The sequence below is a fragment of the Caulobacter sp. GW821-FHT11E11 genome (genome assembly GCF_058808315.1).
The window spans coordinates 56,555-81,546 of the sequence record NZ_JBXARO010000007.1 but is presented as its reverse complement, the minus strand read 5'-3'; the positions used below and the strand labels follow the sequence as shown (position 1 = coordinate 81,546).

Below are 24,992 nucleotides of genomic sequence, written 5' to 3'. Positions count from 1 at the left end.
CCGGGATGTATGAGCTATCGGTTTCGCGTATAATCGGGCGTATGTGATAAGTCGGCCGATCGGAATTCGATATAATGGACCTCACGGATGTCGGCGTGTTCGTCGAGGCGGCGCGGGTGGGCAGCCTGGCGGCGGCGGCGCGGCGATTGGGCATCGCGCCGATGGCGGCCTCACGCCGGCTGGCGGCGCTGGAGCAGGAGGTCGGGGCGCGCCTCGTCCACCGCACCACCCGCGCCCTGTCCCTGACCGCCGAGGGCGCGGCCTTCCTGCCGCACGCCCAGGCCATGCTGGAGGACCAGACCGCCGCGCTGGCGGCGATCCGCCCCTCGAGCGCCGGCGCGTCGGGGATCCTGCGGGTGACGGCCTCCGCTCCGTTCGGGCGCAAGATGGTGGCGCCGATGATCCCGGCCTTCATGCGGGCCAATCCGGACCTGCAGGTCGACCTGCAGGTCACCGACGCCATAACCGACATCGTCGCCAGCGGCATCGACGTGGCCATCCGCATCGCGGTGCTGCGCGACAACTCGCTGATCGCCCGCCGCCTGGACGCCAATCCGCGCAAGCTCTACGCGTCGCCGGCCTATGTGGCCGAGCACGGCGCGCCCAAGGTCTTGGCGGATCTGGCCGACCACCAGTGCCTGGCGATCACCGGCGTCTCGCACTGGACCTTCATGATCGGCGACAAGCCCGTGCAGCAGCGGGTGGCCGGGCGCTTCACGGCCAGCGGGATCGAGACCCTGCACATGGCCTGCCTGGGCGGCTTGGGCCTGGCCATGCTGTCGGACTGGAACATCCGTGAGGACGTCGCCGCCGGCCGCCTGGTCGAGGTTCCGCTAGCCGACGCGGTGCTGGAGTCGTGGTCGATCTGGGCGGTCTATCCCAGCGCTCGCCTCGTGCCGGCCAAGACCCGCCTGTTCATCGACGCCCTGGCCGCGCACCTGAAGAGCGCTACAGACTGACCTGTGTCCCCAGCTCGACAACCCGCCCTGGCGGCAGGTGGAAGAAGGTCGTCGGGTCGGCGGCGTTGCGGGTCAGGAAGGTGAACAGCTTGCGCTTCCAGGCCGGCAGGGCGTCGCTGGCCGTCGAGGGCACGACGGTGCGGCGGCTGACGAAGAACGACGTGCTCATGATGTCGAACTTCAGGCCCTGCTTGCGGCAGGCGGCCAGGGCCTGCGGGATGTTGGGGCTTTCCATGTAGCCGTAGCGCAAGGTGACCAGCGAGAAGCGGTCGTCCAGGCTCTGCGTCTCGATCCGCTCGGCGTCGGGCACGTAGGGCCGGGTCTCGTTGACCACCTTCAGCAGCACGTTGCGCTCGTGCAGCACCTTGAAGTGCTTGAGGCTGTGCATCAGGGCCGGCGGGGTGGTGTCGGGGTCCGAGGTCAGGAACACGGCCGTGCCGGGCGTCGAGGCCGTGGAGCGGCGCAGGATCATCTCGCGGAAGTCGGCGAAGGGTAGGCCGTCCTTGCTGAGCTTGGTCCGCAGCCGCTCGGCGCCGGTGACGAAGATCGACATCATCAGGCACAGGCCCGCGCCCAGGGCCAGCGGCGCCCAGCCGCCGGTCAGCACCTTGAGCAGGTTGGCGGTGAAGAAGGTCAGGTCCAGGGCGAACAGCGGCACGATCAGGGCCAGGGCCGTGACCAGGCGCCACTTCCAGACGTGACGCACGACGATGTAGGCCAGCAGGGTGGTGACCACCATCGTGCCGGTCACCGAGATGCCGTACGCATGCGCGAGCGCGCTGGACGAGCGGAACGACAGCACCACCAGCACCACGCCGACGAACAGCAGCCAGTTGATCGGCGCGACATAGATCTGGCCGGCCTCGGTCGACGAGGTGATCTTGATGTCCATGCGGGGCAACAGGCCCAGCTGGATCGCCTGCTGGGTCAGGGAGAAGGCGCCGGTGATCACCGCCTGGCTGGCGATGACGGTGGCGACGCCGGAGAACAGGACGAGGCCCAGGCGCCACTGGTGCGGGGCCATCAGGAAGAACCAGTCGGCGTTGGGCAGGGCGGTTCCGCTGGCCTCGGCGATGGCCAGGGCCTTCGAGGCTAGGGCGGCCTGGCCAAAGTAATTGAGCGCCAGCATCGGCAGGGCCAGGCCGAACCACGACATCTGGATCGGGCCACGGCCGAAGTGGCCCATGTCGGCAGTCAGGGCCTCGGCCCCGGTCACGGTCAGGAACACCGCGCCCATGACCAGGAAGCCGGTCAGGCCGTGATGGGTCAGGAAATAGATCGCATAGGTCGGCGAGATCGCGCCCAGCACGCTGGGATCGTCCTTGATGTGCCAGATGCCCAGGGCCCCCAGGCACAGGAACCAGCAGACCATGATCGGGCCGAAGATCCGGGCCACCTTGGCCGTGCCCTTGGCCTGGAAGCTGAACAGGCCGGTGAGGATCACCAGGCTGACGACGATGACTTCCTGCGTGCCGAACCAGTGCTCGAAGCCCTTCACCGACTTCAGGCCCTCGACCGCCGACAGCACCGAGACCGCCGGGGTGATGACGCCGTCGCCGTAGAACAGGGCAGCCCCGATGGTGCCGAGGGCGAAGATCAAGCCGGTGCGGCCCGCCGCGCCCTGCTGGGCCAGGGCCATCAACGACAGCACCCCGCCTTCGCCCTTGTTGGAGGCGCGCATCAGGAACAGGACGTACTTGACCGTCACGACCAGGATCAGCGCCCACAGGGCCAGGGACAGCACGCCCATAATCTCGGGACGGACCAGGCCGTCGCGGGCGGCCTCGGCCAGGGCGTCGCGGAACGCGTAGAGGGGGCTGGTGCCGATGTCGCCGAACACGACGCCCACGCTGCCCAGCGCCAACGGCCAGAAACGCGAAGCCGCGTGACCGTGGTGGGAAGCTTGAGTTGTCGAGGGGACTGGATCGGACGCGGCGAGGGGGTCTTTACCCGCCATGCAAGCACGAGGCTCCAAAGCGCCGGTTCACGCCCGGCGGCCGGCGCTTTACGCCCGCTTGTGCGTCGCAGCAAACGAAAACGGCAGAACGACGGTTACCGGTGTCGAAAGCGTGATCGGCCCTAGTCGTCCAGGTCGAACGGCAGCTCGTCCTGGTCGCTGGCGGTTTCGCGGCGAGCCTTCGAGACGGGTTTGTATTCCGGTTCCGGTGGGGGAGGCGGCGGGGCGTCCTCCTCGTCGTCCCAGGGCGGGTCGTCGAACATGTCGGGCTCGACCGGGCGGGCGGGTGTCGGAGCCGGCGCGGGCGCAGGCGCAGGCGTTGTCGGGCGCGAGATCGGACGGGCCGGGGCGGCGCGCGGGACGTCGTTGAACGACGAGCGACGCGGCAGTGGCGGCGGGGTGTCGGGCAGGGGCGGGGGCGGCGCGTGGAAGTCGTCGTCCTCGTCCTCGAACGCCTCGTCGTCGAAGTCGTCGACCACGGGCGGCGGTGGCGGGGCGGGAGCGGGACGCGCTGCGACCGTCGGCGCGGCGGCGGCCGGTTTTTCCGGACGCGGCGGCAGCGGGCGGCGGACGATGGCCTCGCAGCGGGCCAGCCAGCGGTTGGCCTCCTGCACCAGTTCGGTGGGCGAGGCGGTCTCGCGGCGCTGCTCGTCGCCCGGCGCCCACAGGTCCAGGGTGAAGTCGGGATGGCGCGGATCATCGAAGATCAGGCGCAGGGTGACCCGCTCGGCCTGGGGCGCGACGTGGTCGATGGCCCGGCGGCCTTCGCCCCGGAACACGCGGCCCATCACCTGGCCGTCGACCAGCAGCTCGGCGCCCATCATCTCGTCTAGGCGATAGACCAGGCACCAGGCGCCCCGGTCCCAGGCCACGGCGAGCAGGTTGGTGGCGAACGAGAAGCCCGCGCCGCGACCCCGGCCGCGCGCGACGACCACGCCTTCGGGCTCGCTTTTCAGCACATTGCGCAGGGCGCGGCGAATGCGCCGGTCCTCGTCGCCGTACCAGATGGCCAGGCTGCCGAGAAAGGTCACCGCCGTGCCGGCGATGGCGACAAACAACAGGAGACGGGCAAGCTCGCTCATAGTGGGGGCAGGCTAACGAGAGTCCTGATTCCCTGACAGAGGGTCAGGCGCTCGGAAGATCAGGGCGCCTTCACCGCCAGGCAGGGGGTGGCGTCGGCGTCGGGGGAACTGGCCAAGGTCAGCTGCAGCTTGCGCCGGGAGCGGGCCTCGCCGCTGGTCATCAGGGCCAAGACCTGACGCCCGCCCAGCTGCACGCACATCCGTTCCTCGCGGAACGTCGTCGTCTTGCTGTCCGCCGGGACGATGGTGGCGTCATGGAGGGTGCGCACCGGCGCCTCGGCGGCCAGGGCCAGCATCAACACGGCGGCTACAAGTATGCGAACCTCCGAAGTGAGTGTTCACATACTTGTCGCTAGGCCTGAGGTTTGTCGAGTCCGGCTTTAATCCTTGAAGTGGCCGACGACCGGCACGTGGTCCGAGGGCTTTTCCTTGTCGCGCTCGTCGCGGTGGATGACGACGCTCTCCAGGCGGTCGGCGGCCTGGGGCGAGCACAGCAGGTGGTCGATACGGATCCCCAGGTTCCGGGGCCAGGCGCCGGCCTGGTAGTCCCAGAAGGTGTAGCCGCCCGGGGCGCCGTCGACCTGCATGTAGGCGTCGGTGAAGCCCAGGTTCTTCAGCGCCCGGAACGCGCCGCGACTCTCGGGCTGGAACAGGGCGTCGCCCAGCCAGGCCTCAGGATTGGCCACGTCCTCGGCCTCGGGGATGACGTTGTAGTCGCCCAGGATCACCAGGGGCTCTTCGAAAGCGAGCAGCCCCTGGGCGTGGGCGTGCAGCCGCCGCATCCAGGCCAGCTTGTAGTCGAACTTCTCGGTGCCGAGCGGATTGCCGTTGGGCAGGTAGATGCCGACCACCCGGAACGGCGTGGGCGCATTGATCACCGCCTCGACATAACGCGACTGCTCGTCGACCTCGCCGTCGACTAGGAAGGGCAAGCCCTTGCGCACGTCGTCCAGCGGGAACTTCGACAGCAGGGCCACGCCGTTATAGGTCTTCTGGCCGTGGACCACGACGTTGTAGCCCAGGCGCTCGAAGGCCTCGGTCGGGAACTTCTCGTCGACGCATTTGATCTCCTGGAGCACCGCGACGTCGGGCGCTTCCGATTCGAACCAGGCCAGCACGCCTTCCAGGCGAGCGTTGATCGAATTGACGTTCCAGGTGGCTATACGCATTGACGGCTCCAGACAGCGGGCGGAGGCTAGAGGCCATGACAGGCGCGCTCAAGTCGAGCAAACAAACGATCGACAAGAGACAGGTCCTGTTGATGGTCCTGGCCACGGCTGCATGCCTGGGCTTGGCCGTGCTGGGCGGCATCCTGGCGATCTTCACGCCGCTGGTCTTCGACCGCTCCGGCAACCTGATGAACCCCGTCGCCTGGCTGGGTTTCGTGTTCGCCGCCGCCTTCTGGGTGGTGTGCCTGCTGGCCCCGCTGGCCGGCTGGATCCTGTGGCGCAAGGGCGAGACGGTCATCGCCTGGGCGGCGATGGCCATCCCCCTGGCATGGGGCGCGGTGGCGCTGACGCTTTTGCAGTTCGTGCCGGTCTGAACGCTCGCCCAAGACTCTCGCCCAAGACTCTCGCCATGAGCGCGAGCGGCGTCAGCTTGACAGCCAGAATTGCAAGGCGCTGTATTCACGTCCTCCACGGAGCTTACCGTATCCGCTGGACCTGTTCCCGAGCGTTGCAAGTGTTCGGGCCGCTTTCCTAGGTAAAACGAGCGTTTAACGCCGATTTTTCTCCCGGTCGCGACCCCGCGTCCGGGCCGCTGGTGCTCGGCTCATTGAGCGGGCAAGGAGGAAACATATGAAAACCAAGATTTCGCATGTCGCTGCTTCGCCTATGGACAGGCGTGGATTGATGCGCGCGGCGGCGTGGTCGGGCCTGGCCTTCTTCGGTTTTGCGCCGGCCATCGGTTTGGCCGCCGGGCCAGAGCCCAAGCTGGACGCCCGCGAGGGCAAGACGACCGAACTGACCAAGGCCGAAGCGGCCAAGTTCAAGCCGCTGGCCAAGGGCGTGATGGCCGAGAGCTTCGCGGTCGTGCTGGCCAACGGCGAACGGCATCTGTTCCGGGTCAGCGGCGGCGAGAAGGGCGCGGCGACGGTCGAGTCGATCGGGCCCAAGGGCGCGACCCACAGCACCTCGATCATGGAGGGCGACAGCCCCGCGCCCTATATCGAGCGCACCCAGGCCCAGGCCGCCACGGCGGCCGCCATGGCCTGCGGCGGGTTCTGGGACTGCTTCTTCCCCTGCATGATCGGCAAGATCACCCAGGGCGTCTGGAACAACATCAAGACCAAGTGGCAGAGCTGCTGGAATACGGCGATGAAGAAGCGCTTCTGGTACCAGAAGGTCGCCGCGTTCCTCGGCTGCATCTTCAGCCTGCCGTACGGGACCTACGCCGTGGCCTGCTTCTTCCAATGTCGATGAACTAAGACCGTCAGGCGGGGCGGCTTCAGATCGAGAAGCTGACCCCGCAGCCGCAGCTGGTCTTGGCGTTCGGATTGCGGACGCGGAACTCGGCGCCGGCCAGTTCGTCGACGAAGTCGATCTCCGAGCCCTTCAGCAGGGCGAGGGAGACGACGTCGACCAGCGCCACGGCGTCGTCGCGCTCGATCTTCAGGTCGTCGTCCTCGACGGTGTCGACCAGGTCGAAGCGGTATTGGAAGCCCGAGCAGCCGCCGCCGTCGACGGCGACGCGCAGCATCAGGGGACGGCCCTCGCTGGCGGCGATGGACTTGATCCGGCGGGCGGCGTTTTGGGAAAGCGTTAAGTCTGTCTGGGTCATGGCTGTGGAAAAGTCACCTTCGGACTATATGAGGGTGTCGCGGCCTCTTCGGAAGGGGCCAAATCGTCCAAAGCGATAAAGGCGGTTTATGTCCCAGCCCCCGTTCTTCGTTCCTCGCGCGCCCTACGCCGAAGATCCCTTCAGGTCGAAGGGGCGCCGGTTCCAGGAGGACGAGAGCCGCACGCGGACACCGTTCGCGCGCGATCGCGACCGCATCATCCATACCTCGGCCTTCCGCCGGCTGAAGGAAAAAACCCAGGTCTTCGTGGCGCACGAGGGCGACAACTTCCGCACCCGCCTGACCCATTCGCTGGAAGTGGCGCAGGTGGCCCGCTCGCTGGCGACGGCTTTGGGCCTGGACAGCGACCTGGCCGAAACCATCGCCCTGGGCCACGACCTGGGCCATCCGCCGTTCGGCCACGCCGGCGAGGACGAGCTGGAAATCCAGATGAAGCCGTATGGCGGCTTCGACCACAATGTGCAGACCTTCCGCGTGGTGACCGAACTGGAGCACCGCTATCCGGACTTTCTCGGGCTCAACCTGACCTGGGAGACCCTGGAAGGGATCATCAAGCACAACGGTCCGGTGACCAACAAGCTGGGCAAGCCTTCGTGGAAGGCGATCCAGAAGTACGACAACGAGTACGAGCTGGGCCTCAACACCTGGGCGTCGGCCGAGGCGCAGGTCGCGGCCCTGGCCGACGACATCGCCTATAACAACCACGACGTTGATGACGGCGTCACCGCGGGCCTGTTCACCCTGGACGAGCTGATGGACGTGCCGCTGATCGGCCCGATCCTGGCGGCGGTGAAGAGCGAGCGTCCCGACCTCGACCCGCGCCTGACCCACCTGGAAGCCATCCGCCGGATGATCGGCGCGATGATCGACGACGTGATGGGCGAGACCCTGCAGCGCGCGGCGGCCACCGGCGTGTCGTCGGCCGACGACGTGCGCGGCCTGGACCACGCCCTGGTCGCCTTCTCGCCGGACATGGCCGAGGACCTGGCCCGCCTGCGCGCCTTCCTGCACGAGCGCATGTACCGCCACTGGCGCGTCAACCGCACGCGCAGCCAGGCCCGCCGTATTCTGGGCGAAATGTTCGTTCTATTCCTGAAGGAGCCGGAGGTCCTGCCGACCGTCTGGTTCGCCAAGTCGCAGAACCGCGACGAAGCTGGTCGAGCGCGCGTGGTCTGCGACTATATCGCGGGCATGACCGACCGCTTCGCGATAGAAGAACATCGCAAGCTGTTCCACCTCGACGTCTGGAACTAGGCCGTAAGGCTTCAGACTCGGAACGGGGACGCGAGCGGCGTGAAGTCTGCCACCTGAGCGGGGCGGACGCTTCTTGGACGCGTCGGCGAAGGGTAACCTAGGGTCGCGCGCGTCTGATTCGATGCGTTCGATCCGCGCCCGAGTATTTGGAGCCTGCCTAGATGTCCGATCCGCACCGCGGGGCCTATACGCCGCCTACCGACGCGCCGCTGTCGTTCGACGCGCGTCAGCCCGTGCGCGGCGCCCGCCCATTGCCCATGACCCTGATCATCAGCGCGGTGGTGCTGGTGACGCTGGTCGTCGCCGTGGTCATGATCTATCGCGGCGGCATCCGGAACCCGAACGAACCGCCGCAGGCGGTCGGGACCGAAGTGGCCCAGATGAAGACTCCGCCGGCGGCCGCCAACCAGCCGCAGGATCCGGCCGCGGGCCTGCAGATCTATCACAACGAGGACCCGCAGCCGTCGGCGACCTTCGCCGCGCCGCCCGAGACGCCTCAGGCCCGTCCGGCCGCGCCGCTGCCGACCACGCCGGTGCAGACCGCCGCTCTGCCGGCCGCCAAGCCCGCGCCGACCGCCACCCAACCGGCGACCCCGGCCGCGAAGCCGGCGCCGACCATCGAATCCCTGGCCACCGCCGCCACCCAGAAGCCGGTCGCCGCCGCGCCCAAGCCCGTGCAGGTCGCCGCCGCCACGCCCGCGCCCAAGCCCGTCGTTGGCGCTTCGGGCCCGGCCTCGGTGCAGATCGGCGCGCTGTCCTCGCCCGCCCTGGCCGACAAGGCCTGGACCGAAGCCACCCGCCTCGCCCCCGGCCTGGCGTCCGGCAAGGGCAAGAAGGTGGAGGCGATCGACAAGAACGGCGCCACTCTCTACCGCACCTCGGTCACCGGCTTTGCCTCGCGTGAAGCGGCCAAGGCGTTCTGCGAGGCCATCTCGGCCTCGGGCAAGTCCTGCTTCGTCAAATGAGCCTGCTGATGGGCGCTTCGTCTTCCGCCGCCATCCTCGGCTGCGCCGGCGCCACGCTTTCGCGGGAAGAGGTCGACTTCTTCCGCGACGTGAAGCCGTGGGGCTTCATCCTGTTCAAGCGCAACATCGCCGATCCCGAGCAGGTGAGGGCGCTGACCGCCGCCCTGCGCGAAACGGTGGGCCGGCCCGATGCGCCGATCCTGATCGACCAGGAGGGCGGCCGCGTCGCCCGCCTGCAGCCACCACATTGGCGCATCTATCCGCCGGGCCGCGCCTATGGCGAGCTGGTCGCCAACGACCCGCTGACGGCGCGCGAGATCACCCGCCTGGGTTCGCGCCTGATCGCCCACGACCTGCGCTCGATCGGCATCAATGTCGACTGCGTGCCGGTGCTGGACGTGCCCGACCCCAAGGGCCACGAGATCATCGGCGACCGCGCCTATGGCGACACGCCCGAGCAGGTGGCGACCCTGGGCCGCGCGGCGGCTGAGGGCCTGCTGGCCGGCGGCGTCCTGCCGATCATCAAGCACATCCCCGGCCACGGCCGCGCCCTGAGCGACAGCCACCTGGAGCTGCCGGTCGTGAAGGCCAAGCTGCTGGAGCTGGAAATCCGCGACTTCGCGCCGTTCCGCGTGCTGTCGGACATGCCGATGGCGATGACGGCCCACGTCGTCTACACGGCCATCGACCGCAAGAACCCGGCCACGACGTCCAAGAAGGCGATCAAGAAGATCATTCGCGAGTCGATCGGCTTCGATGGTTTGCTGATGAGCGACGACCTGTCGATGAAGGCGCTGTCGGGCGACTTCAAGCAGCGCGCCAAGGACAGCCTGGCCGCTGGCTGCGACGTCGTCCTGCACTGCAATGGCGACATGGCCGAGATGAAGGCCGTGATGTCGGGCGTCGGCAAGCTCTCCAAGGAAGCCCGCCGCCGCGCCCAGGCCGTGATGGGCCGCCTGGTCAAGGTTCCCGAGCCCTTCGACGTGGAGCAGGCCCGCGCCCGCTTCGACGCGGCGTTCGACGGCAAGTACGCTTGAGCACGGGCTTCCAGCCCACTTTCGACTTTGCCGCCGCTGACGAAGCGGCCGAAGACGGCGCGGCGCTGGTCATCGACATCGACGGCTATGAAGGCCCGCTGCACGTCCTGCTCGCGCTGGCCCGCAGCCAGAAGGTCGACCTGCTGCAGCTGTCGATCACCAAGCTGGCCGAGCAGTATCTGGCCTTCGTGCAGCAGGCCCGCCGCGTGCGGTTCTCGCTGGCTGCCGACTACCTGGTAATGGCCGCCTGGCTGGCCTACCTCAAGTCCCGCCTGCTGCTGCCCAAGCCCGAACGCGCCAAGGCCGAGGAGCCGCCCGCCGAGGAGATGGCCGCCCAGCTGGCCTTCCGCCTGGCCAAGCTGGACGTCATGCGCAAGGCCGTCGAGGCCTTGAAGGAGCGCCCGATCCTGGCCCGCGACGTCTTCATGCGCGGCGATCCGGATGCCGTGAAGATCGTCTCGTCGACCCGGCTGGAGGGCAGCCTCTACGGCCTGATGAGCGCCTATATCGAGCAGCGCAAGCGCGAGCACAGCCGCCACTACGCGCCGCGCCCGCCGACCGCCTATCCGCTGGAAGACGCCCGCGACCGCCTGCGCAGCCTGCTGCCCAAGATGGAGGACTGGACCGTCCTCTCCACCGTCGCCCCGATCGAGCGAGCGCTGGAGGAGGAGGATGGCCCGACGCCCGCCTCGTACCTGGCCTCGACCCTGTCGGCCTCGCTGGAGCTGGTGAAGGAAGGCATCCTCGAGGCCCGCCAGATGGGGGCGTTCGAGGACATCTACTTGCGGACCCGCGCGGAACCGCTGGAAATCACGGAATGACCGTCGAACTCGAACCCCTCTTCGTCGAGCGCTGCATCGAGGCGCTGCTGTTCGCGGCGGCCGAGCCGCTGAGCGACGTCGACCTGGCCAAGCGCCTGCCGGAAGGCGCCGACATCGCCGCTGGCATCGCCAGCCTGCGGGCGCGCTACGAGGGCAGGGGGATCGAGCTGGTCTGCGTGGCCGAGCGCTGGCGCTTCCAGACGGCGGGCGACCTGTCGTTCCTGATGACCGAGGAGCGCGAGGAGCCGCGCCGCCTGTCCAAGGCCGCCCAGGAGACCCTGGCCATCGTCGCCTATCACCAGCCGGTGACGCGAGCCGAGATCGAGGCCGTGCGCGGCGTCCAGGCCAGTCGGGGGACGATCGACGTCCTGCTGGAGCTGGGTCTGATCCGCATGCGCGGCCGGCGGCGCACGCCGGGCCGGCCGGTGACGTTCGGAACGACGGACGCGTTCCTCGAGCACTACGGCCTGGCCAATCTGGGCGACCTGCCCGGCATCGCCGAGATGAAGGCCGCGGGTCTCTTGGAAATGAACCTGCCGCCGGGCTTCAACGTGCCCGATCCGCTGGGCCTGCGCCCGAACGAGGACGAGGACCCGCTGGACCTCGACGACGGCGAAACACCGGAATTCGCCCAGGACTTCCTGGGCGAGCCGGAAAAGGCCGACGGCTAGGCCAGGATATCGGCCACCAGGCCGGTCTTGCCCTTCTTGTCCGGGTCGTTCTGGACCTGCTGCTTGATCATGTCCTTGAGCTTTTGCTCGACCTTGGCGCGGTCCTCGGGCGACATCGCCTTGAGCTGCTCCTCCGTCACACCCAGCTTGGCCAGCATCATGGCCCGCATCTTCTGGGCCGGGGTCATGGCCTGGAACTTCAGGAACTCGTCCTTGGCCGACAGCTCGCTGCCCACGGGCGACGACGTCGAGGCGCTGATGCCGCTATAGGCGCCGGCATAGGGCGAGGAAGAACCGATAGAGGAAATCGACATGCGAACGCGCTCCCGAACACAAGGGGTGCGACATTCTGGCAAGAAGCACGCCAACTAGGCTTAGCTATGCTTTTCAAAGACTTGTGGCGTATGGGTTCGGTGGAAGCTGCGCCGGGCGGTCAACTTGACCGAGCAGAACTTGCCGGGCCTCTCGCGAGCTCGCTCCCCTAGGGTGAACGATGGTCTGCGGCCCCTAGAGCGCCTATATTCTCCGACATGTTGTAACGACGCGTCTCAGCGGCTATCTGGCGCTGTCGCAAGGAGTCTCGGTTATGGGAAGTTTCGGTCCTATCCACTGGATCATCGTCGCCATCGTGGTGCTGCTGCTGTTCGGCGGCCGCGGCAAGCTGTCGGGCATCATGGGTGACGCCGCCAAGGGCATTAAGGCTTTCAAGGAAGGCCTGAAGGACGACGACACGAGCAGCGAAGTGGCTGACAACAAGTCCAAGGGCGCGCTGCCGCGCACCGAGCAGGAAGCCGAAGAGCTTCGCAAGTCGTAAGGCTTCAGGCGCGCGGGGAGGGGTTCTCCGCGCGACGATCCAACCTCGCGGGGAGCCTGTCGGCTCCGCCGTTCTAAGGCGCGTCCATGCTACCTGATATCGGCGGCACAGAACTCCTTGTCATCGCCGCCGTCGCCCTGATCGTGGTCGGTCCCAAGGATTTGCCCGTTCTGTTGCGTAAGCTCGGCCAGTTCGTCGGGCGCATGCGGGGCATGGCGTCCGAATTCCGGGCCAGCTTCGACGAGATGGCCCGCCAGTCGGAACTGGACGAGCTGCGCCGCGAAGTGCAGGCCATGCGCTCGGGCCAGTTCACCAATCCGGTGCAGGAAGCCGCCGACGCCGCCAAGGATGTGGGTGTGGACCAGGTGTTCGCCGACATCGACGCCTCGCTGTCCAGCGGCGCGACCCAGATGCATCCCTATGCCGGGGGCGAGATCCACAATCCGGCCCTGACCACCGACAATTCGATCCTGCCGCCGGCTCAGCCGGGCGTGGAGATCGTCGAGAAGCCCAAGCGCGCGCCGCGCAAGAAGGCCGTGGCTGCAGCCGAACCGGCTATCGTCGAGCCCGCCAAGGCCGCTCCGCGCAAGAAGTCGGTCGCCGCGGCCTCCAAGAAAGACATTACCGTCGAAGCCCCCAAGGCCGTGCGCGCGCCGCGTAAGCGCGCCGCCAAGGCCGGCGGCTCGACCGCTTCGGACATCGTCTCGTGAACGATAAAGCCATCGGATACGACACCGAGGACGAGATCGAGTCCTCGCGCGCGCCGCTGCTGGACCACCTGGTCGAGCTGCGCACCCGCCTGATCATCTGCGTCGGCGCCATCGCCGTGGCGTTCGGCATCTGCTTTGCCTTCGTGAAGCCGATCTTCCTGTTCCTGGTCCGCCCGTTCACGGTGGCCGAGGGGCTGAAGGCCGTGCAGGACGCCGGCGGCCATCACGGCTCGTTCGACCTGATCCTGGCGCTGATCGGCGTGAAGAAGGTCCCGGCCGCGTCGCTGGCCGACATCACCCTGCAGGCCACCGCGCCGCTGGAACAGTTCTTCACCAACATCAAGCTGGCGGCGTTCGGCGGCATCATCATCGCCTTCCCGATCATCGCCTGGCAGCTGTACCGCTTCGTCGCGCCGGGCCTGTACAAGAAGGAGCGCAACGCGTTCCTGCCGTTCCTGATCGCCTCGCCGGTGCTGTTCCTGATGGGCGCGTCGCTGGTCTATTACGTCATGTTGCCGTTCGTGCTGTGGTTCTCGCTGAGCCAGCAGATCGTCGGCGAGGGCGTAAAGGTGGTGTTGCAGACCCGGGTGTCGGAATATCTGACCCTGGTCACGACGCTGCTGCTGGCCTTCGGCCTCAGCTTCCAGCTGCCGGTGGTGCTGTCGCTGGGCGGCCTGGCCGGGCTGGTCACCTCGCAGATGCTGCGCACGGGCCGTCGCTACGCCATCGTCGCGGTCTTCGTGGTGGCGGCCATCGTCACCCCGCCGGACCCGATCAGCCAGATCACCTTGGCCGTGCCGCTGTGCCTGCTCTACGAGATCTCGATCTGGTGCGTGTGGCTGATCGAACGTCGCCGCAAGCGCGAAGACGACGAGGAAGCCGGCACGGACATCGTCTCGGTCTAGCCCGGACATAGAAGAGGGCCCCGCGACTGAGCCGCGGAGCCCTCCGTATTCCACTCAACTACGCGAGTGAAAACTTAGGCGGCGACGCCCACGCGGGCCTGCAGCTGAGCCTTGGCGGCGCGAACGGTGTCGGTCACGCAGGTCTGGTAGCTGACGACGCTGAAGTTCGGCTGCGCCTTGCAGACGGTGGCGGCGGCGGTGCGGATCTCGGCGTGGATCTGCTCGCGGGTCTTGCCCTTCAGAGCGATGCGGACGACCGAGACGGTTTCGGTGGCCGGGGTCTTGCCGGCTTCACGGACGCGCAGGATCGAAGCCAGCTGGCGGTGAGCGGTCGTCTTGGCGTTGTCGATGCAGTCGGCGGCGTTGATCTTCGAGACGTCGGCGCAGACGGTTTCAGCGGCGGCCTTGATCTCGTTTTCGATCTGGACCGAGTTCTTGCCCGTGATCGAGACGCGCACTTCCGAAGTGGCGGTCTTGGCGCCGGCCGGAGCGGCGACGGCGGCGGCGATGGCGAGGGCGGCGAAAGCGGCGAACGTCTTCATGGTGTTTCTCAGTCCTAATGAATGATCGGGAGGGCCGGGGAGGGCCGCTGGAAAGGACGCGTACTGAACTTGGCGCGGCTTTTCGGGGATCGGGATTAAGTCGGCGTGTGGAAGTGCGGCTAATTTCCGTTAACAGTTGGATCGATCGTGCGGATCGGCTGGGAAATGGGGAAAGAATGGCTTTTCAGCCCTGCGTCATGCGGTCGCACGTGTCTCGATTTCCGGATTTCGCGCAATGACGCCCAGGTTTCGCCGTCGTCGCGCCGGATCACGAAGCCGTTGAGAGCCGGCAAGCCCGTCCGGAAAGCTTGGCGCCCCCGCCGACGCGCCTTAGAGAGGGCGTTTCTCCTGCCTCTTCCGAGCTAGCGTTCGATGCACGACATCAAGGCCATCCGCGACAATCCCGAAGCCTTTGAAGCCGTCTGGTCGGCCAAGGGGCGATCGGGTGAGGCCGCGCAGGCGGTCAAGCTGGACGCCCAGCTGCGCGCGGCCCAGACCGCCCTGCAGGAAGCCCAGGCCAAGCGCAACGAGAGCTCCAAGCTGATCGGCCAGGCCAAGGCCAAGAAGGACGAGGCCGAGGCTTCGCGCCTGATGGCCGAGGTCGAGGCGCTGAAAGGCGTCATGGCGACCGCGGCCGAAGAGGAAGCCCTGGTCGGCGGCAAGCTGAAGGACCTGCTCGCGTCCCTGCCCAACGTTCCGGCCGCGGAAGTTCCCGTGGGCGAGGATGAGAGCGGTAACGTCGAGCAGCGCGTCTGGGGCGACGCCAAGGCCCTGCCGGCCGGCAAGCTGAACCAGCCCAAGGACCACGTCGATCTGGGCCATGCCCTCGGCGGCATGGACTTCGAGGCCGCCGCCCGCATGAGCGGCGCGCGCTTCGTGGTCCTCAAGAAAGAGATCGCCCGCCTGGAGCGCGCCATCGGCCAATTCATGCTCGACCTGCAGACGGTCGAGCACGGCTACACCGAGATCAGCCCGCCTCTGCTGGTCAAGGACGAGGCGCTGTTCGGCACCGGCCAACTGCCGAAGTTCGCCGACGACCTGTTCCACACCACCGACGACCGCTGGCTGATCCCGACCGCCGAAGTTTCGCTGACCAACATCGTCCGCGAGCAGCTGGTGGCCGAGGAAGAGCTGCCGATGCGCCTGACGGCCCTGACGCCGTCGTTCCGCGCCGAGGCCGGTTCGGCCGGTCGCGACACGCGCGGCATGATCCGCCAGCACCAGTTCTACAAGGTCGAGCTCGTCTCGATCACCACGCCGGACCAGTCGGAAGCCGAGCACCAGCGCATGGTCGAGTGCGCCGAGGCCGTGCTGAAGAAGCTGGAGCTGCCCTTCCGCACCATGCTGCTGTGCACGGGCGACATGGGCTTTGGCGCCAAGAAGACCTACGACCTGGAAGTCTGGCTGCCCTCGCAGAACATGTATCGCGAGATCAGCTCGTGCTCGAACTGCGGCGACTTCCAGGCCCGTCGCATGGACGCCCGCTACCGCAAGACCGGCGAGAAGGGCGGCCACTTCGTGCACACCCTGAACGGCTCGGGCTTGGCCGTCGGCCGCACCCTGGTCGCCGTGCTGGAGAATTACCAGGACGAGGCCGGCCGCATCCACATCCCGGCCGCGCTGCAGCCCTATATGGGCGGCGTCACCCACATCGGAGGCGCTGCGTGAGGATCCTCCTCACCAACGACGACGGCATCCACGCGCCGGGCCTCGCCAGCCTGGAGAAGATCGCCCGCGCCCTGACCGACGACGTCTGGATCTGCGCGCCGGAATACGAGCAGTCGGGCGCCAGCCGGGCCCTGACCCTGTCGGACCCGATCCGCGTGCGGAAGCTGGACGACCGCCGCTTCGCCGTCGAGGGCACGCCGACCGACTGCGTGATGATGGCCGTGCAGCAGCTGATCGACGGCCCCGCGCCGGATCTGGTGCTGTCGGGCGTCAACCGCAGCCAGAACGTCGCCGAGGACGTCACCCTGTCGGGCACGGTCGCCGGCGCCATCGAAGGCATGGCCCACGGCATCCCCTCGATCGCTCTGTCGCAGGCTCTGAACTATTGGCACGACGAGATCGTCGCCCACTGGGAGACGGCCGAGCACTTCGGTCCCGGCATCGTCCAGCGCCTGCTGGAGATCGGCTGGGCCAAGGACGTCGTCATGAACGTCAACTTCCCGGCCGTGCCGCCCGAAGAGGTCACGGCGGTCGAGGTGACCCGCCAGGGCTTCCGCGACGGCCTGCTGCGCAACATGGAAAAGCGCACCGACCTGCGCGGCCGCGACTATTACTGGATGGGCTTCTCGGCCAAGGCCTCGCAGCCGGCCGAGGGCACCGACCTGCGGGCGGTCTATGAAGGCCGGATCTCGGTCACGCCGCTGCACATCGACCTGACGCACCACGAAAGCGTTCACACACTGAAAGGTGTGCTGGGCGGCGCCCCGCCCAAGCTGAAGGCGGACTTATGAGCGGAAGGACGACCAAGGCCGCCGAGAACGCCAAGGCCGACCTGCCGCGCCTGATGCAGGCCCTGCGCGACCAGGGGGTGACCGATCCCCTGGTGCTGAAGGCCATCGAGACCACGCCGCGCGACCTGTTCACGCCGGACCTGTTCAAGGACCGCTCGTGGGAGGACTCGGCCCTGCCGATCGCCTGCGGCCAGACCATCAGCCAGCCCTACATCGTCGGCCTTATGACCCAGGCCCTGACGATCGAGCCGCGCTGCCGGGTGCTGGAGATCGGCACCGGCTCGGGCTACCAGACCACCATCCTCAGCAAGGTATCGCGCCTCGTCTATACGATCGAGCGCTACCGGACCCTGATGAAGGAGGCCGAGAGCCGCTTCAACACCCTGGGCCTGACCAACGTCATCACCAAGTTCGGGGACGGCGGCGAAGGTTGGGCCGAACAGGCGCCGTTCGACCGTATTATGGTCACGGCTGCGGCCGAAGATGATCCCAAGCGGCTGCTTTCGCAGCTGAAGCCCAACGGCGTGCTGGTCGCGCCGGTCGGGAAGGGGCCTGTGCAAAGCCTTCGCCGCTACGCCGGCGACGGCAAGGGGGGCTTCCGGGTAGAGATTCTTTGCGACGTGCGCTTCGTGCCTTTGCTGGCCGGCGTCGCCAAGGATCAGTGAGTTTGGAGGACGCGGCATCCCGCGTCCTTCGGTGTTAAAGGTTGATTCACCCTGGCGGAGCCCTTTGGTGGCTCCGGCGGGAAAGGAGACGTTATGAGGCAGTTGTGGACGCAAGCGGCGGTGATCGCCCTGACGGCTGGAACGCTCTCCGCTTGCGCGACCGACGCGCCGCAGTATCCGGCGCGTGAAGGCCAGGCGCCTGCGCCGGCCGCGACGCGTCCGACCCCCAACTTCCCGATCAGCCAGGCCCCGGCCCAGCCGCAGGCCGACGCGCCGATCCAGAATTCCCCGACCGAGCGCGACGCGGCCGAGACCCTGCCGCCGCCGCAGGCGATCCAGAGCCAGCCGTTGACGCCGCCGGTCAGCCGCACCGAGCTGCCGCCCGCGCCGCAGCCGGCGCCGCAACCCGTCATCCGTCCGGTTCCGCCTCGGACCGTCGTCACCACCACCGTCGCCGGTCCCGTGGTCAGCGTCCCGGGCAAGCCGCAGGTGCGTGTCGTCGAGTCCGGCGACGCCCTGGACGCCATCGCCCGCGGCTTCGGCTCGACCCGCGCCGAACTGGTCGAACTGAACGACCTCAAGAAGCCCTACAACCTGCGGCTCGGCCAGAAGATCAAGGGCCCGGCCAAGGACGACCAGAAGGCCTATGTGGTCCAGACCGGCGACACGATGTTCGCCATCGCCAAGCGCTTCAGCGTCACCGCCGCAGCCCTGGCCGAGGAAAACGACCTGTCGTCGAACTCGGCGATCAAGAAGGGCCAGAAGCTGATCCTGCCGGACGGCTACAAGGACAAGGGCCCGACCAAGACCACTACCGTGATCCCGGGTACGCCTGGGTCTTCCTCGACCCTGGCCGGCGCCGAGCCCGCCCCGACCACGCGTCCGACGACTTCGTTTCCGACCACCTCGGCGCCCGCGCCGTCGCGTCCGACCTATCAGCCGGCGGCGGAAACGACGACGACCAGCACCACCACGCTCAGCGTCACCGGCGCTGTCGTCTCGGTGGCCGGCCCGCGCGAGGTCCACACGGTCAAGTCGGGCGACACCCTGACCGCGATCGCCCGCAAGTTCGACATGAGCATCAAGGAGTTGGCCGACGCCAATGACCTCGATACCGACAAGCCGCTGAAGCTGGGCGCCCGGATCAAGGGTCCGGCGACCACGTCCAAGGCCTATGTCGCCCAGAGCGGCGACACCCTGACCGCCGTGGCCAAGCGCTTCAATGTCAGCGTCAAGGAACTGGCGGCCGAGAACGACCTGAAGACCAGCGCCTCGGTCAAGAAGGGCCAGAAGCTGGTCCTGCCCGACGGCTTCAAGGACAAGGGTCCGATCAAGACCACGACCACGGTCAGCCGTCCGGCCCCGTCTGAGCCCTCGAACACCTACGCCAAGGTCGAGACCCCGGCCCCGCGTCCGGTTCCCACGCCGTCCGCGCCGGTTCCGTACACGCCCAGCGGCAACAGCTATCCGCGCCCGAGCGCGCCGGTCGCTGCCCAGCCGGTGTCCCCGCCGCCCAGCTCGCGTCCGATCATCGAGAGCAGCGCCGCCCCGACCGAGGCCGAGATCATCGCCTCGGGCAAGGGCAAGTTCGCCTGGCCGGTGCGCGGCGAGATCATCTCGGACTTCGGCGCCAAGAGCACGGGCCAGCGCAACGACGGCCTGGACATCCGCGCGGCCCAGGGCACGCCGGTGCTGTCGGCCGCCGACGGCGAAGTGGCCTATGCCGGCAACCAGGTCCCCAGCTACGGCAACCTGGTTCTGGTCCGTCACGCCGACGGCTGGGTCACGGCCTACGCCCACCTCTCCAGCATCAACGTCAAGATGCGCCAGGCCGTGCGCCAGGGCGAACAGCTGGGCGCGGTCGGCGCCACGGGCGGCACCAACGAGCCCAAGCTGCACTTCGAGATGCGCTATGCGCCCACGGTCAAGGACAAGGCCAAGCCGATCGATCCCGGCCTGGTGCTCCCGCGCTAGAACGAAAGACGGCCCGCTTCGAAAGAGGCGGGCCGTTTTGCTATTTGCGGCCCCAGCGCCAGAACCAGGGTTTGTCGCTCTTGGCCCAGGCGATAAGGATCAAGCCCAGGATCAGAGCCACCCGCAGAGTCGTTTCCAGCCAAGGAAGCGCCGTGGTCAGCGCCGGCGGCAGGGTGTGCAGGCCGAACGTCGCCAGCACGAAGACCACTATTACCACCCAGCCTTCCCAGCTGCACGGGAAGCCGGCGCCGTAGCCGTAGACTTTGGTGCGAAACCAGGGCTTGCCCATCGGCGCCTCCAGCGAACGTCCAGCCATTATCGCGCCGACGGGGCAGGGCGGCAATCTCTAGTCGAGTGCGCGGGTCATGAAGGCGCTGTTCGGGTCGGGCTTGTAGTCGCCGAACGGATCGCAGGGCTCGAAGCCGTTGCGGGCGTAGAGGGCGCGGGCCGGAACAAAGAAGTCGCCGGCCCCGGTCTCCAGGCTCAGCCGCGAGAGGCCCAACGCCTTGGCGTGCGCCACCAGGTAGTCCAGCGTCGCCTGGCCCACGCCGCGCCGGCGATAGGCGGCGGCCGTGTGCATCGACTTGATCTCGCCGTGCCCGGCGTCCAGACGCTTGATCGCCCCGACGCCGGCCAGGGTCTCGCCATCCCATACCGCGAAGAAGTCCAGGCCCGCCTCGCGCATCGCGTCCAGCGGCATGACGTGGCAGCTCTCCTCGGGACCGGTTGAGCGCATGGCGGCGAAGTGGCCAGCCAGCAGGGCGACGATGCGGGCGTCATCGAAGTCGCCGGGGACGATGCGAAGGGACATGGGCTCAGGTCGTCGTGCTGTTGATGATCAGGTAGCGGGCGGACGTCTCGCCGGGATTGCCGATGCGGGTGGCGTCGACGCCCCGGTGGCGCAGGCAGTCGCCAGGCTCCAGGCGGTAGGTCTCGCCCTCGACATCCAGGCTCAGCGCGCCCTCCAGCAGGTAGAAGAACTGCTCGCGGCCCGGCGCCTGGCGGCCGTCATAGTGGATTTCGGCGCCGGCCGGCAGCTCGCCCAGGGCCAGCTCGGTGGCGTAGTCCTGGCTGGGCGGGGCGATCAGGGTGCGCAGGTAGCCGCTCTCTGGATCGCGCCAGCGGGCGGCCTGGGCGCCCCGCAGCAGGCGAGGGGCGTTCTCCTCGACCGCCGCCATCAGCCGCGACATGGTCAGGCCGTAGGCGCCGCACAGCCGGCCGAGCGCGTTGGCGGTCGGACTGGTTTCGCCCCGCTCGATCCGTGAGATGGTGGCGCGGCTCAGGCCCGTCAGCCCGGCCGCCGCGTCCAGCGACAGGCCGCGTTCGTGACGCAGGGCTTCCAGCCGCGCGGCCAGGGCGTGGTCGGAAGGCTCGGTGGGGTCAAGTGTTATTCCCATAATCGAGAACTATTCCCATATTTGATCGAGTAGCAAGGCGCGATCCACAGGAAAAGCCGCGCCGGTAACCGTGATGGCGCGGGAGTCGCCCTAGGGTCCGGAACGTACCGATGTCGGAGGTGACCCATGGCGTGGCGTGAACTGGGTTTGGCGGCGGCGCTCTCGCTGGGGCTGGCCGCGTGCGATGACGGAGTCGCCAAGGTCGAGGTCGGGGCGGGCTCGGATTCGACGGCGGCCAGGCCGGTCGGCGCGTCGCAGGGCTTCGAGATCGAGAACAGCGCCGTCATCCCGATCCGCGCCAAGGCCGGCGGCCGCGACTACGAGATCTTCGTCAAGACGCCGCCGGGCTACGGCAAGCCCGAGAACGCCGGCCGGCGCTATCCGGTGCTGTACCTGACCGACGGGCCCTACACCTTCCAGGTGGCGTCGGGCCTGTCGCGCGTGCCGTTCAGCCAGGGGCTGTTCAACGAGTTCGTCATTGTCGGCCTGTCCTGGGCCAGGGGCGATGCGCCCGCCGACAGCCGCCGCCGCGACCTGACGCCGTGGCGAGATCCGCAGGTCAAGGGCGAGACCGGCGGCGGACCCGCCCACTTCGCCTTCCTGAAGGATGAAGTGATGCCGCTGGTCGAGGGGCGCTATCGCGTCGATCCGGCCAACCGCACCCTGGCTGGCCAGTCGTATGGCGCGCTGTTTGGCCTGTGGATCGCCTTCCACGCGCCGGAGACGTTCCAGAACTACATCCTGACCAGCCCGTCGATCTGGTTCGCGGACACGCAGGCGCTCAAGGACGAGGCCGCCTATGCGGCCGGCCACAAAGACCTGAAGGCCCGGATCTATCTGGCTACCGGCTCGCGCGAGCATCCCGGCGCGGGCGGCTGTCCGGGCTGCGAGCATGACATGGTCGCCGACCAGGCCTTGCTCGCAGCGACCTTGAAATCACGAAACTATCCAGGCCTGCAGGTGCGGACCAGCCTGGCCGAGGACGGCTTCCACGAAACCACCTTCCCGGTCGGGCTGATGCGCGGCATGCAGTGGCTGTACCTGAAGGACTAGGCCGGCAGCTTCACGCCTAGCTCGCCGGCCAGGTCGCGGATGAACTGCCAGGCCACGCGGCCCGAGCGGGCCCCGCGCTGGGTCGACCACTGCAGGGCGCGGCGGTCCAGGTCCTCGGCGTGCAGGCCAAACTGCTCGGCGTAACCCCGGATGGCGGCCAGGTAGGTGTCCTGGTCCATGGGCGGGAAGCCGATCCACAGGCCGAAGCGGTCGGAGACGCTCATCTCTTCTTCCGCGTTCTCGGCGGCGGCGATGGCGCCCTGGCGCTCGACGTGGTCGCGCGGCATCAGGTGTCGGCGGTTCGAGGTGGCCACGAACAGCACGTTTTCCGGCGGACCCGAGACGCCGCCCTCCAGCGCCGACTTCAGGGCTTTGGCGGCGGCCGCGCCGTCCTCGAACGAGAGGTCGTCGCACAGGACCACGAAACGTTCGGAGCGGGCGCGCAGCAGGTCGAACAGCGGCGGCAGGGCCGTGACCTCGTCGCGATCGACCTCGATCAGCTTCAGCGCGGGGAATTCGTCGGCCAGGGCGACGAAGGCGGCCTTGGTCACTGAGCTCTTGCCCGTGCCGCGCACGCCCCACAGCAGGGTGTGGTTGCTGGGCACGCCGACGGCGAAGCGGCGGAGATTCTCGACGAAGCGGTTCTTCTGCCGATCGATGCCGACCAGGCTCTCCAGCGACAGCGGATAGTCGGGCGCGGGTACGAAGGCCCCGTTCCCCGGCTCGTGCCGGAACAGACGCGCGGCCCCGAAATCGGGCGCGGGCGGCGGCGGCGGGGCCAGGCGCTCCAGGGCGTCGGCGATGCGGGCGAGCAGGGGCGTGGACGCTTCAGTCATGGGCACGCTGCATACCGGGTGCGCTTGCATTGCAAAAGGGGAGGCGAACGCATAGCTTCCGCCGACTTGGCGCGACCCTATCTAGAGGCGGCGCGCCTCACGGAATTTCTTGGAGTCCTCATGTCCGGCCTGAACGCTCAAATCGTCCAACTCGCGCCCATCCTCCTGATGGTCGTCCTGTTCTACTTCATGCTGATCCGTCCGCAGCAGAAGCGCGCCAAAGAGCATCAGGCGATGCTCACCAACCTGAAGCGCAACGACACCGTCGTGCTGTCCAGCGGCATCATCGGCAAGGTCGCCCGCGTCGAAGACAAGGAAGTCGGCGTCGAGATCGCCAGCGGCGTGACCGTGAAGGTCGTCAAGGGCATGATCACCGAGGTCCGCGCCAAGGGCGACCCGGCCCCGGCCAACGACGCCAAGAACTAAGGCGCTACCGCACCCTGTCTCGAGGCGTTCGTAGCGCCGCCTGAAAAGTCACGATCCATGCTGACCCTTTCCCGCTGGAAGATCATCGCCGTAACGCTGTCGGTGATCTTCGGCATCCTGTTCTCCCTGCCCAACGTCCTCCCGCAGAAGACGTTGGACGCCATGCCGTCCTGGCTGCCGCATCAGAAGCTGAACCTCGGCCTCGACCTGCAAGGCGGCTCGTACCTGCTGTACGAGGTCGACACCGAGGCCCTGCGCCGCGAGCGACTGTCGAACATGGTCGAGGACGTGCGTCTCCAGCTGCGCGCCGAGCAGATCCCGTTCGGCGAACTGGCTCAGCAGGGGGAAGTGGTCAACGTGCGCATCGGTGACGCCGCGCGCTACAACGACGCCCTGAACATCCTGCGCAAGAACATCGGCGCGCCGATGGCCGGGGTGATCGGCGGGCGTGACGTGGCGATCGCCAGCAAGCCCGACCAGCGCATCGAGCTGCGCTACGTGCCGGAAGCGATCCGCGCCGACGCCGCCAAGGCCGTCGAGCAGTCGATCGAGACCATCCGTCGCCGTATCGACAGCCTGGGCACCAAGGAGCCCTCGATCAACCGCCAGGGCGATAACCGGATCATGATCCAGGCCCCGGGCGAGAGCGATCCGGAGAAGCTGCGCGCCATCATCGGCAAGACCGCCAAGCTGACCTTCCAGATGGTCGACGACACGGTCACGCCGGAAGACGTCCAGGCCGGCCGCATCCCGCCGGGCTCGGAACTGCTGCAGAGCGAGGACGGCTACGCGCCGGTCTACGTGCTCAAGAAGCGGGCCGTGGTGTCGGGCGAGGAACTGACCAACGCTTCGCAGGGCTTCGACCAGCAGAGCGGCCACCCGGTCGTGCAATTCGCCTTCAACAGCTCGGGCGCCCGCAAGTTCGGCGACGCCACCGCCCGCAACGTCGGCAAGCGCTTCGCCATCGTCCTCGACAAGAAGGTGATCTCGGCCCCGACCATCAACGGCGCCATCACCGGCGGCAGCGGCATCATCACCGGCAACTTCACGGTCGAGAGCGCCAACGAGCTGTCGCTGCTGCTGCGGTCGGGCGCTCTGCCCGCGCCGCTGAACATCGAAGACCAGCGCACCGTCAGCGCCGAACTGGGCGCCGACGCCGTCAAGGCCGGCTCGATCTCGCTGGCCATCGGCGCCGCGTCGATGTTCGTGTTCGTCGTCCTGGCCTATGGCCTGTTCGGCGGCTTCGCGGCCATCGCCCTGGTGGTCAACGTCCTGATGATCATCGGCATCATGTCGTTCAGCCAGGCGACCCTGACCTTCCCGGGCATCGCCGGCCTGATCCTGACCCTGGCCGTCGCCGTCGACGCCAACGTGCTGATCTACGAGCGCATGCGTGACGAAGCCAACGCCGGGCGCACGCCCATGGCCGCGGCCGATCACGGCTACCGGCTGGCCCTGACCTCGATCCTGGACGCCAACATCACCAGCCTGATCTCGGGCATGATCATGTTCGGCTTCGGCTCGGGCCCGGTGAAGGGCTTCGCCTGGACCCTGGTGATCGGCGTGTTCACGTCGCTGTTCACCGCCATCTTCATCACGCAAGTGCTCATCGGTTGGTGGTTCAAGGCCACCAAGCCGAAGAAGCTGCCGATCGCATAGGAGATC

The 24,992-nt window shown here is 67.9% G+C and carries 29 protein-coding genes; 18 read left to right on the top strand and 11 right to left on the bottom strand.

What is annotated here, in order from left to right:
• Positions 1-74 precede the first annotated feature (74 nt).
• On the top strand, positions 75-959 hold the full coding sequence (locus AC1RR5_RS18030) for a LysR family transcriptional regulator (RefSeq protein ID WP_492923556.1): 885 nt from the start codon (positions 75-77) through the stop codon (positions 957-959).
• Here AC1RR5_RS18030 and AC1RR5_RS18025 read toward each other — a convergent pair.
• The 4 genes from AC1RR5_RS18025 to xth all read right to left on the bottom strand — a co-directional run bounded on the left by AC1RR5_RS18025 (position 949) and on the right by xth (position 5,167).
• Entirely contained in the window at positions 949-2,916 is a 1,968-nt protein-coding gene (locus tag AC1RR5_RS18025) for a potassium transporter Kup (RefSeq protein ID WP_492923554.1), read from the bottom strand. The two genes, AC1RR5_RS18030 and AC1RR5_RS18025, sit on opposite strands and share 11 nt — an antisense overlap.
• Before the next feature lie 122 nt (positions 2,917-3,038).
• The gene (locus AC1RR5_RS18020; RefSeq protein WP_492923552.1) at positions 3,039-3,998 is read right to left on the bottom strand and encodes a hypothetical protein; all 960 of its coding nucleotides are present in this window, start codon (positions 3,996-3,998) and stop codon (positions 3,039-3,041) included.
• Between the two features lie 59 nt (positions 3,999-4,057).
• The gene (locus AC1RR5_RS18015) at positions 4,058-4,300 is read right to left on the bottom strand and encodes a hypothetical protein (RefSeq protein WP_492923550.1); all 243 of its coding nucleotides are present in this window, start codon (positions 4,298-4,300) and stop codon (positions 4,058-4,060) included.
• Between the two features lie 78 nt (positions 4,301-4,378).
• Positions 4,379-5,167 carry an exodeoxyribonuclease III gene (gene xth, locus AC1RR5_RS18010; protein WP_492923548.1) on the bottom strand — a complete coding sequence of 263 codons (789 nt, stop codon included), beginning with the start codon at positions 5,165-5,167 and terminating at the stop codon, positions 4,379-4,381.
• 35 nt (positions 5,168-5,202) lie between these two features.
• Here xth and AC1RR5_RS18005 point away from each other — a divergent pair, with 35 nt between their 5' ends.
• Both AC1RR5_RS18005 and AC1RR5_RS18000 read left to right on the top strand, forming a co-directional pair.
• Positions 5,203-5,541, top strand: coding sequence for a hypothetical protein (locus tag AC1RR5_RS18005; RefSeq protein WP_492923546.1), 339 nt, complete (start codon positions 5,203-5,205; stop codon positions 5,539-5,541).
• Positions 5,542-5,851: 310 nt separating this feature from the next.
• A complete protein-coding gene (locus AC1RR5_RS18000; protein WP_492923544.1) occupies positions 5,852-6,421 on the top strand; it encodes a hypothetical protein in 570 nt (189 codons plus the stop codon).
• A 25-nt stretch (positions 6,422-6,446) separates the two neighbouring features.
• Here AC1RR5_RS18000 and erpA read toward each other — a convergent pair whose 3' ends face one another.
• Positions 6,447-6,779: an iron-sulfur cluster insertion protein ErpA gene (gene erpA, locus AC1RR5_RS17995; protein ID WP_492923542.1), complete on the bottom strand. Its 333-nt coding sequence runs from the start codon at positions 6,777-6,779 to the stop codon at positions 6,447-6,449.
• 88 nt (positions 6,780-6,867) lie between these two features.
• Here erpA and AC1RR5_RS17990 point away from each other — a divergent pair, with 88 nt between their 5' ends.
• The 5 genes from AC1RR5_RS17990 to scpB all read left to right on the top strand — a co-directional run bounded on the left by AC1RR5_RS17990 (position 6,868) and on the right by scpB (position 11,546).
• A complete protein-coding gene (locus tag AC1RR5_RS17990; RefSeq protein ID WP_492923540.1) occupies positions 6,868-8,052 on the top strand; it encodes a deoxyguanosinetriphosphate triphosphohydrolase in 1,185 nt (394 codons plus the stop codon).
• Between the two features lie 161 nt (positions 8,053-8,213).
• Positions 8,214-9,017: a cell division protein FtsN gene (gene ftsN, locus AC1RR5_RS17985; RefSeq protein ID WP_492923538.1), complete on the top strand. Its 804-nt coding sequence runs from the start codon at positions 8,214-8,216 to the stop codon at positions 9,015-9,017.
• Complete coding sequence (gene nagZ, locus AC1RR5_RS17980; RefSeq protein WP_492923536.1) at positions 9,014-10,054, top strand: beta-N-acetylhexosaminidase; 1,041 nt, start codon at positions 9,014-9,016, stop codon at positions 10,052-10,054. The genes ftsN and nagZ overlap by 4 nt, the downstream gene beginning before the upstream one ends.
• Positions 10,051-10,875, top strand: coding sequence for a segregation and condensation protein A (locus AC1RR5_RS17975; protein ID WP_492923534.1), 825 nt, complete (start codon positions 10,051-10,053; stop codon positions 10,873-10,875). The genes nagZ and AC1RR5_RS17975 overlap by 4 nt, the downstream gene beginning before the upstream one ends.
• Positions 10,872-11,546: an SMC-Scp complex subunit ScpB gene (scpB, locus tag AC1RR5_RS17970; protein ID WP_492923532.1), complete on the top strand. Its 675-nt coding sequence runs from the start codon at positions 10,872-10,874 to the stop codon at positions 11,544-11,546. The genes AC1RR5_RS17975 and scpB overlap by 4 nt, the downstream gene beginning before the upstream one ends.
• Here scpB and AC1RR5_RS17965 read toward each other — a convergent pair.
• Positions 11,543-11,860, bottom strand: a complete 318-nt coding sequence (locus tag AC1RR5_RS17965; RefSeq protein WP_492923530.1) for a hypothetical protein — start codon at positions 11,858-11,860, stop codon at positions 11,543-11,545. The genes scpB and AC1RR5_RS17965 overlap by 4 nt on opposite strands.
• A 272-nt stretch (positions 11,861-12,132) precedes the next feature.
• On the opposite strand from AC1RR5_RS17965, the gene AC1RR5_RS17960 reads away from it, so the two are divergent.
• The 3 genes from AC1RR5_RS17960 to tatC all read left to right on the top strand — a co-directional run bounded on the left by AC1RR5_RS17960 (position 12,133) and on the right by tatC (position 13,975).
• Positions 12,133-12,360, top strand: a complete 228-nt coding sequence (locus AC1RR5_RS17960) for a twin-arginine translocase TatA/TatE family subunit (RefSeq protein ID WP_454759342.1) — start codon at positions 12,133-12,135, stop codon at positions 12,358-12,360.
• 86 nt (positions 12,361-12,446) lie between these two features.
• A complete protein-coding gene (gene tatB / locus AC1RR5_RS17955; RefSeq protein ID WP_492923527.1) occupies positions 12,447-13,070 on the top strand; it encodes a Sec-independent protein translocase protein TatB in 624 nt (207 codons plus the stop codon).
• Entirely contained in the window at positions 13,067-13,975 is a 909-nt protein-coding gene (gene tatC / locus AC1RR5_RS17950) for a twin-arginine translocase subunit TatC (protein ID WP_492923525.1), read from the top strand. The genes tatB and tatC overlap by 4 nt, the downstream gene beginning before the upstream one ends.
• A gap of 74 nt (positions 13,976-14,049) precedes the next feature.
• Here the strand turns inward: tatC and AC1RR5_RS17945 are convergent, their stop codons facing one another.
• Positions 14,050-14,517, bottom strand: coding sequence for a hypothetical protein (locus tag AC1RR5_RS17945; protein ID WP_492923523.1), 468 nt, complete (start codon positions 14,515-14,517; stop codon positions 14,050-14,052).
• Between the two features lie 372 nt (positions 14,518-14,889).
• Here AC1RR5_RS17945 and serS point away from each other — a divergent pair, with 372 nt between their 5' ends.
• From serS to dipM, 4 genes are all read left to right on the top strand, one after another.
• A complete protein-coding gene (gene serS / locus AC1RR5_RS17940; RefSeq protein WP_492923521.1) occupies positions 14,890-16,185 on the top strand; it encodes a serine--tRNA ligase in 1,296 nt (431 codons plus the stop codon).
• Positions 16,182-16,976, top strand: coding sequence for a 5'/3'-nucleotidase SurE (gene surE, locus AC1RR5_RS17935; RefSeq protein ID WP_492923519.1), 795 nt, complete (start codon positions 16,182-16,184; stop codon positions 16,974-16,976). Before serS ends, surE begins: the two co-directional genes overlap by 4 nt.
• Complete coding sequence (locus AC1RR5_RS17930; protein ID WP_492080935.1) at positions 16,973-17,641, top strand: protein-L-isoaspartate(D-aspartate) O-methyltransferase; 669 nt, start codon at positions 16,973-16,975, stop codon at positions 17,639-17,641. The genes surE and AC1RR5_RS17930 overlap by 4 nt, the downstream gene beginning before the upstream one ends.
• A 93-nt stretch (positions 17,642-17,734) precedes the next feature.
• Positions 17,735-19,615 (top strand): cell division endopeptidase DipM, encoded by a 1,881-nt coding sequence (gene dipM, locus AC1RR5_RS17925; RefSeq protein ID WP_492923517.1) that lies wholly within the window; start codon positions 17,735-17,737, stop codon positions 19,613-19,615.
• A gap of 40 nt (positions 19,616-19,655) precedes the next feature.
• On the opposite strand, the gene AC1RR5_RS17920 is transcribed toward dipM, so the two are convergent.
• The 3 genes from AC1RR5_RS17920 to AC1RR5_RS17910 are packed head-to-tail and all read right to left on the bottom strand — an operon-like array spanning position 19,656 to position 21,012.
• Entirely contained in the window at positions 19,656-19,931 is a 276-nt protein-coding gene (locus tag AC1RR5_RS17920) for a hypothetical protein (RefSeq protein ID WP_492923515.1), read from the bottom strand.
• Between the two features lie 30 nt (positions 19,932-19,961).
• Positions 19,962-20,426 (bottom strand): GNAT family N-acetyltransferase, encoded by a 465-nt coding sequence (locus tag AC1RR5_RS17915; protein ID WP_492923513.1) that lies wholly within the window; start codon positions 20,424-20,426, stop codon positions 19,962-19,964.
• Positions 20,427-20,430: 4 nt separating this feature from the next.
• Positions 20,431-21,012 carry a helix-turn-helix domain-containing protein gene (locus AC1RR5_RS17910; RefSeq protein ID WP_492923511.1) on the bottom strand — a complete coding sequence of 194 codons (582 nt, stop codon included), beginning with the start codon at positions 21,010-21,012 and terminating at the stop codon, positions 20,431-20,433.
• A 126-nt stretch (positions 21,013-21,138) separates the two neighbouring features.
• Here AC1RR5_RS17910 and AC1RR5_RS17905 point away from each other — a divergent pair, with 126 nt between their 5' ends.
• Positions 21,139-22,065, top strand: coding sequence for an alpha/beta hydrolase (locus AC1RR5_RS17905; RefSeq protein WP_492923509.1), 927 nt, complete (start codon positions 21,139-21,141; stop codon positions 22,063-22,065).
• Here AC1RR5_RS17905 and AC1RR5_RS17900 read toward each other — a convergent pair.
• On the bottom strand, positions 22,062-22,901 hold the full coding sequence (locus AC1RR5_RS17900) for an ATP-binding protein (protein ID WP_492923507.1): 840 nt from the start codon (positions 22,899-22,901) through the stop codon (positions 22,062-22,064). The two genes, AC1RR5_RS17905 and AC1RR5_RS17900, sit on opposite strands and share 4 nt — an antisense overlap.
• A gap of 120 nt (positions 22,902-23,021) precedes the next feature.
• Here AC1RR5_RS17900 and yajC point away from each other — a divergent pair, with 120 nt between their 5' ends.
• Complete coding sequence (gene yajC / locus AC1RR5_RS17895) at positions 23,022-23,327, top strand: preprotein translocase subunit YajC (protein WP_492923505.1); 306 nt, start codon at positions 23,022-23,024, stop codon at positions 23,325-23,327.
• Positions 23,328-23,384: 57 nt separating this feature from the next.
• Positions 23,385-24,986 (top strand): protein translocase subunit SecD, encoded by a 1,602-nt coding sequence (gene secD, locus AC1RR5_RS17890; protein WP_492923503.1) that lies wholly within the window; start codon positions 23,385-23,387, stop codon positions 24,984-24,986.
• Positions 24,987-24,992: the final 6 nt, after the last annotated feature.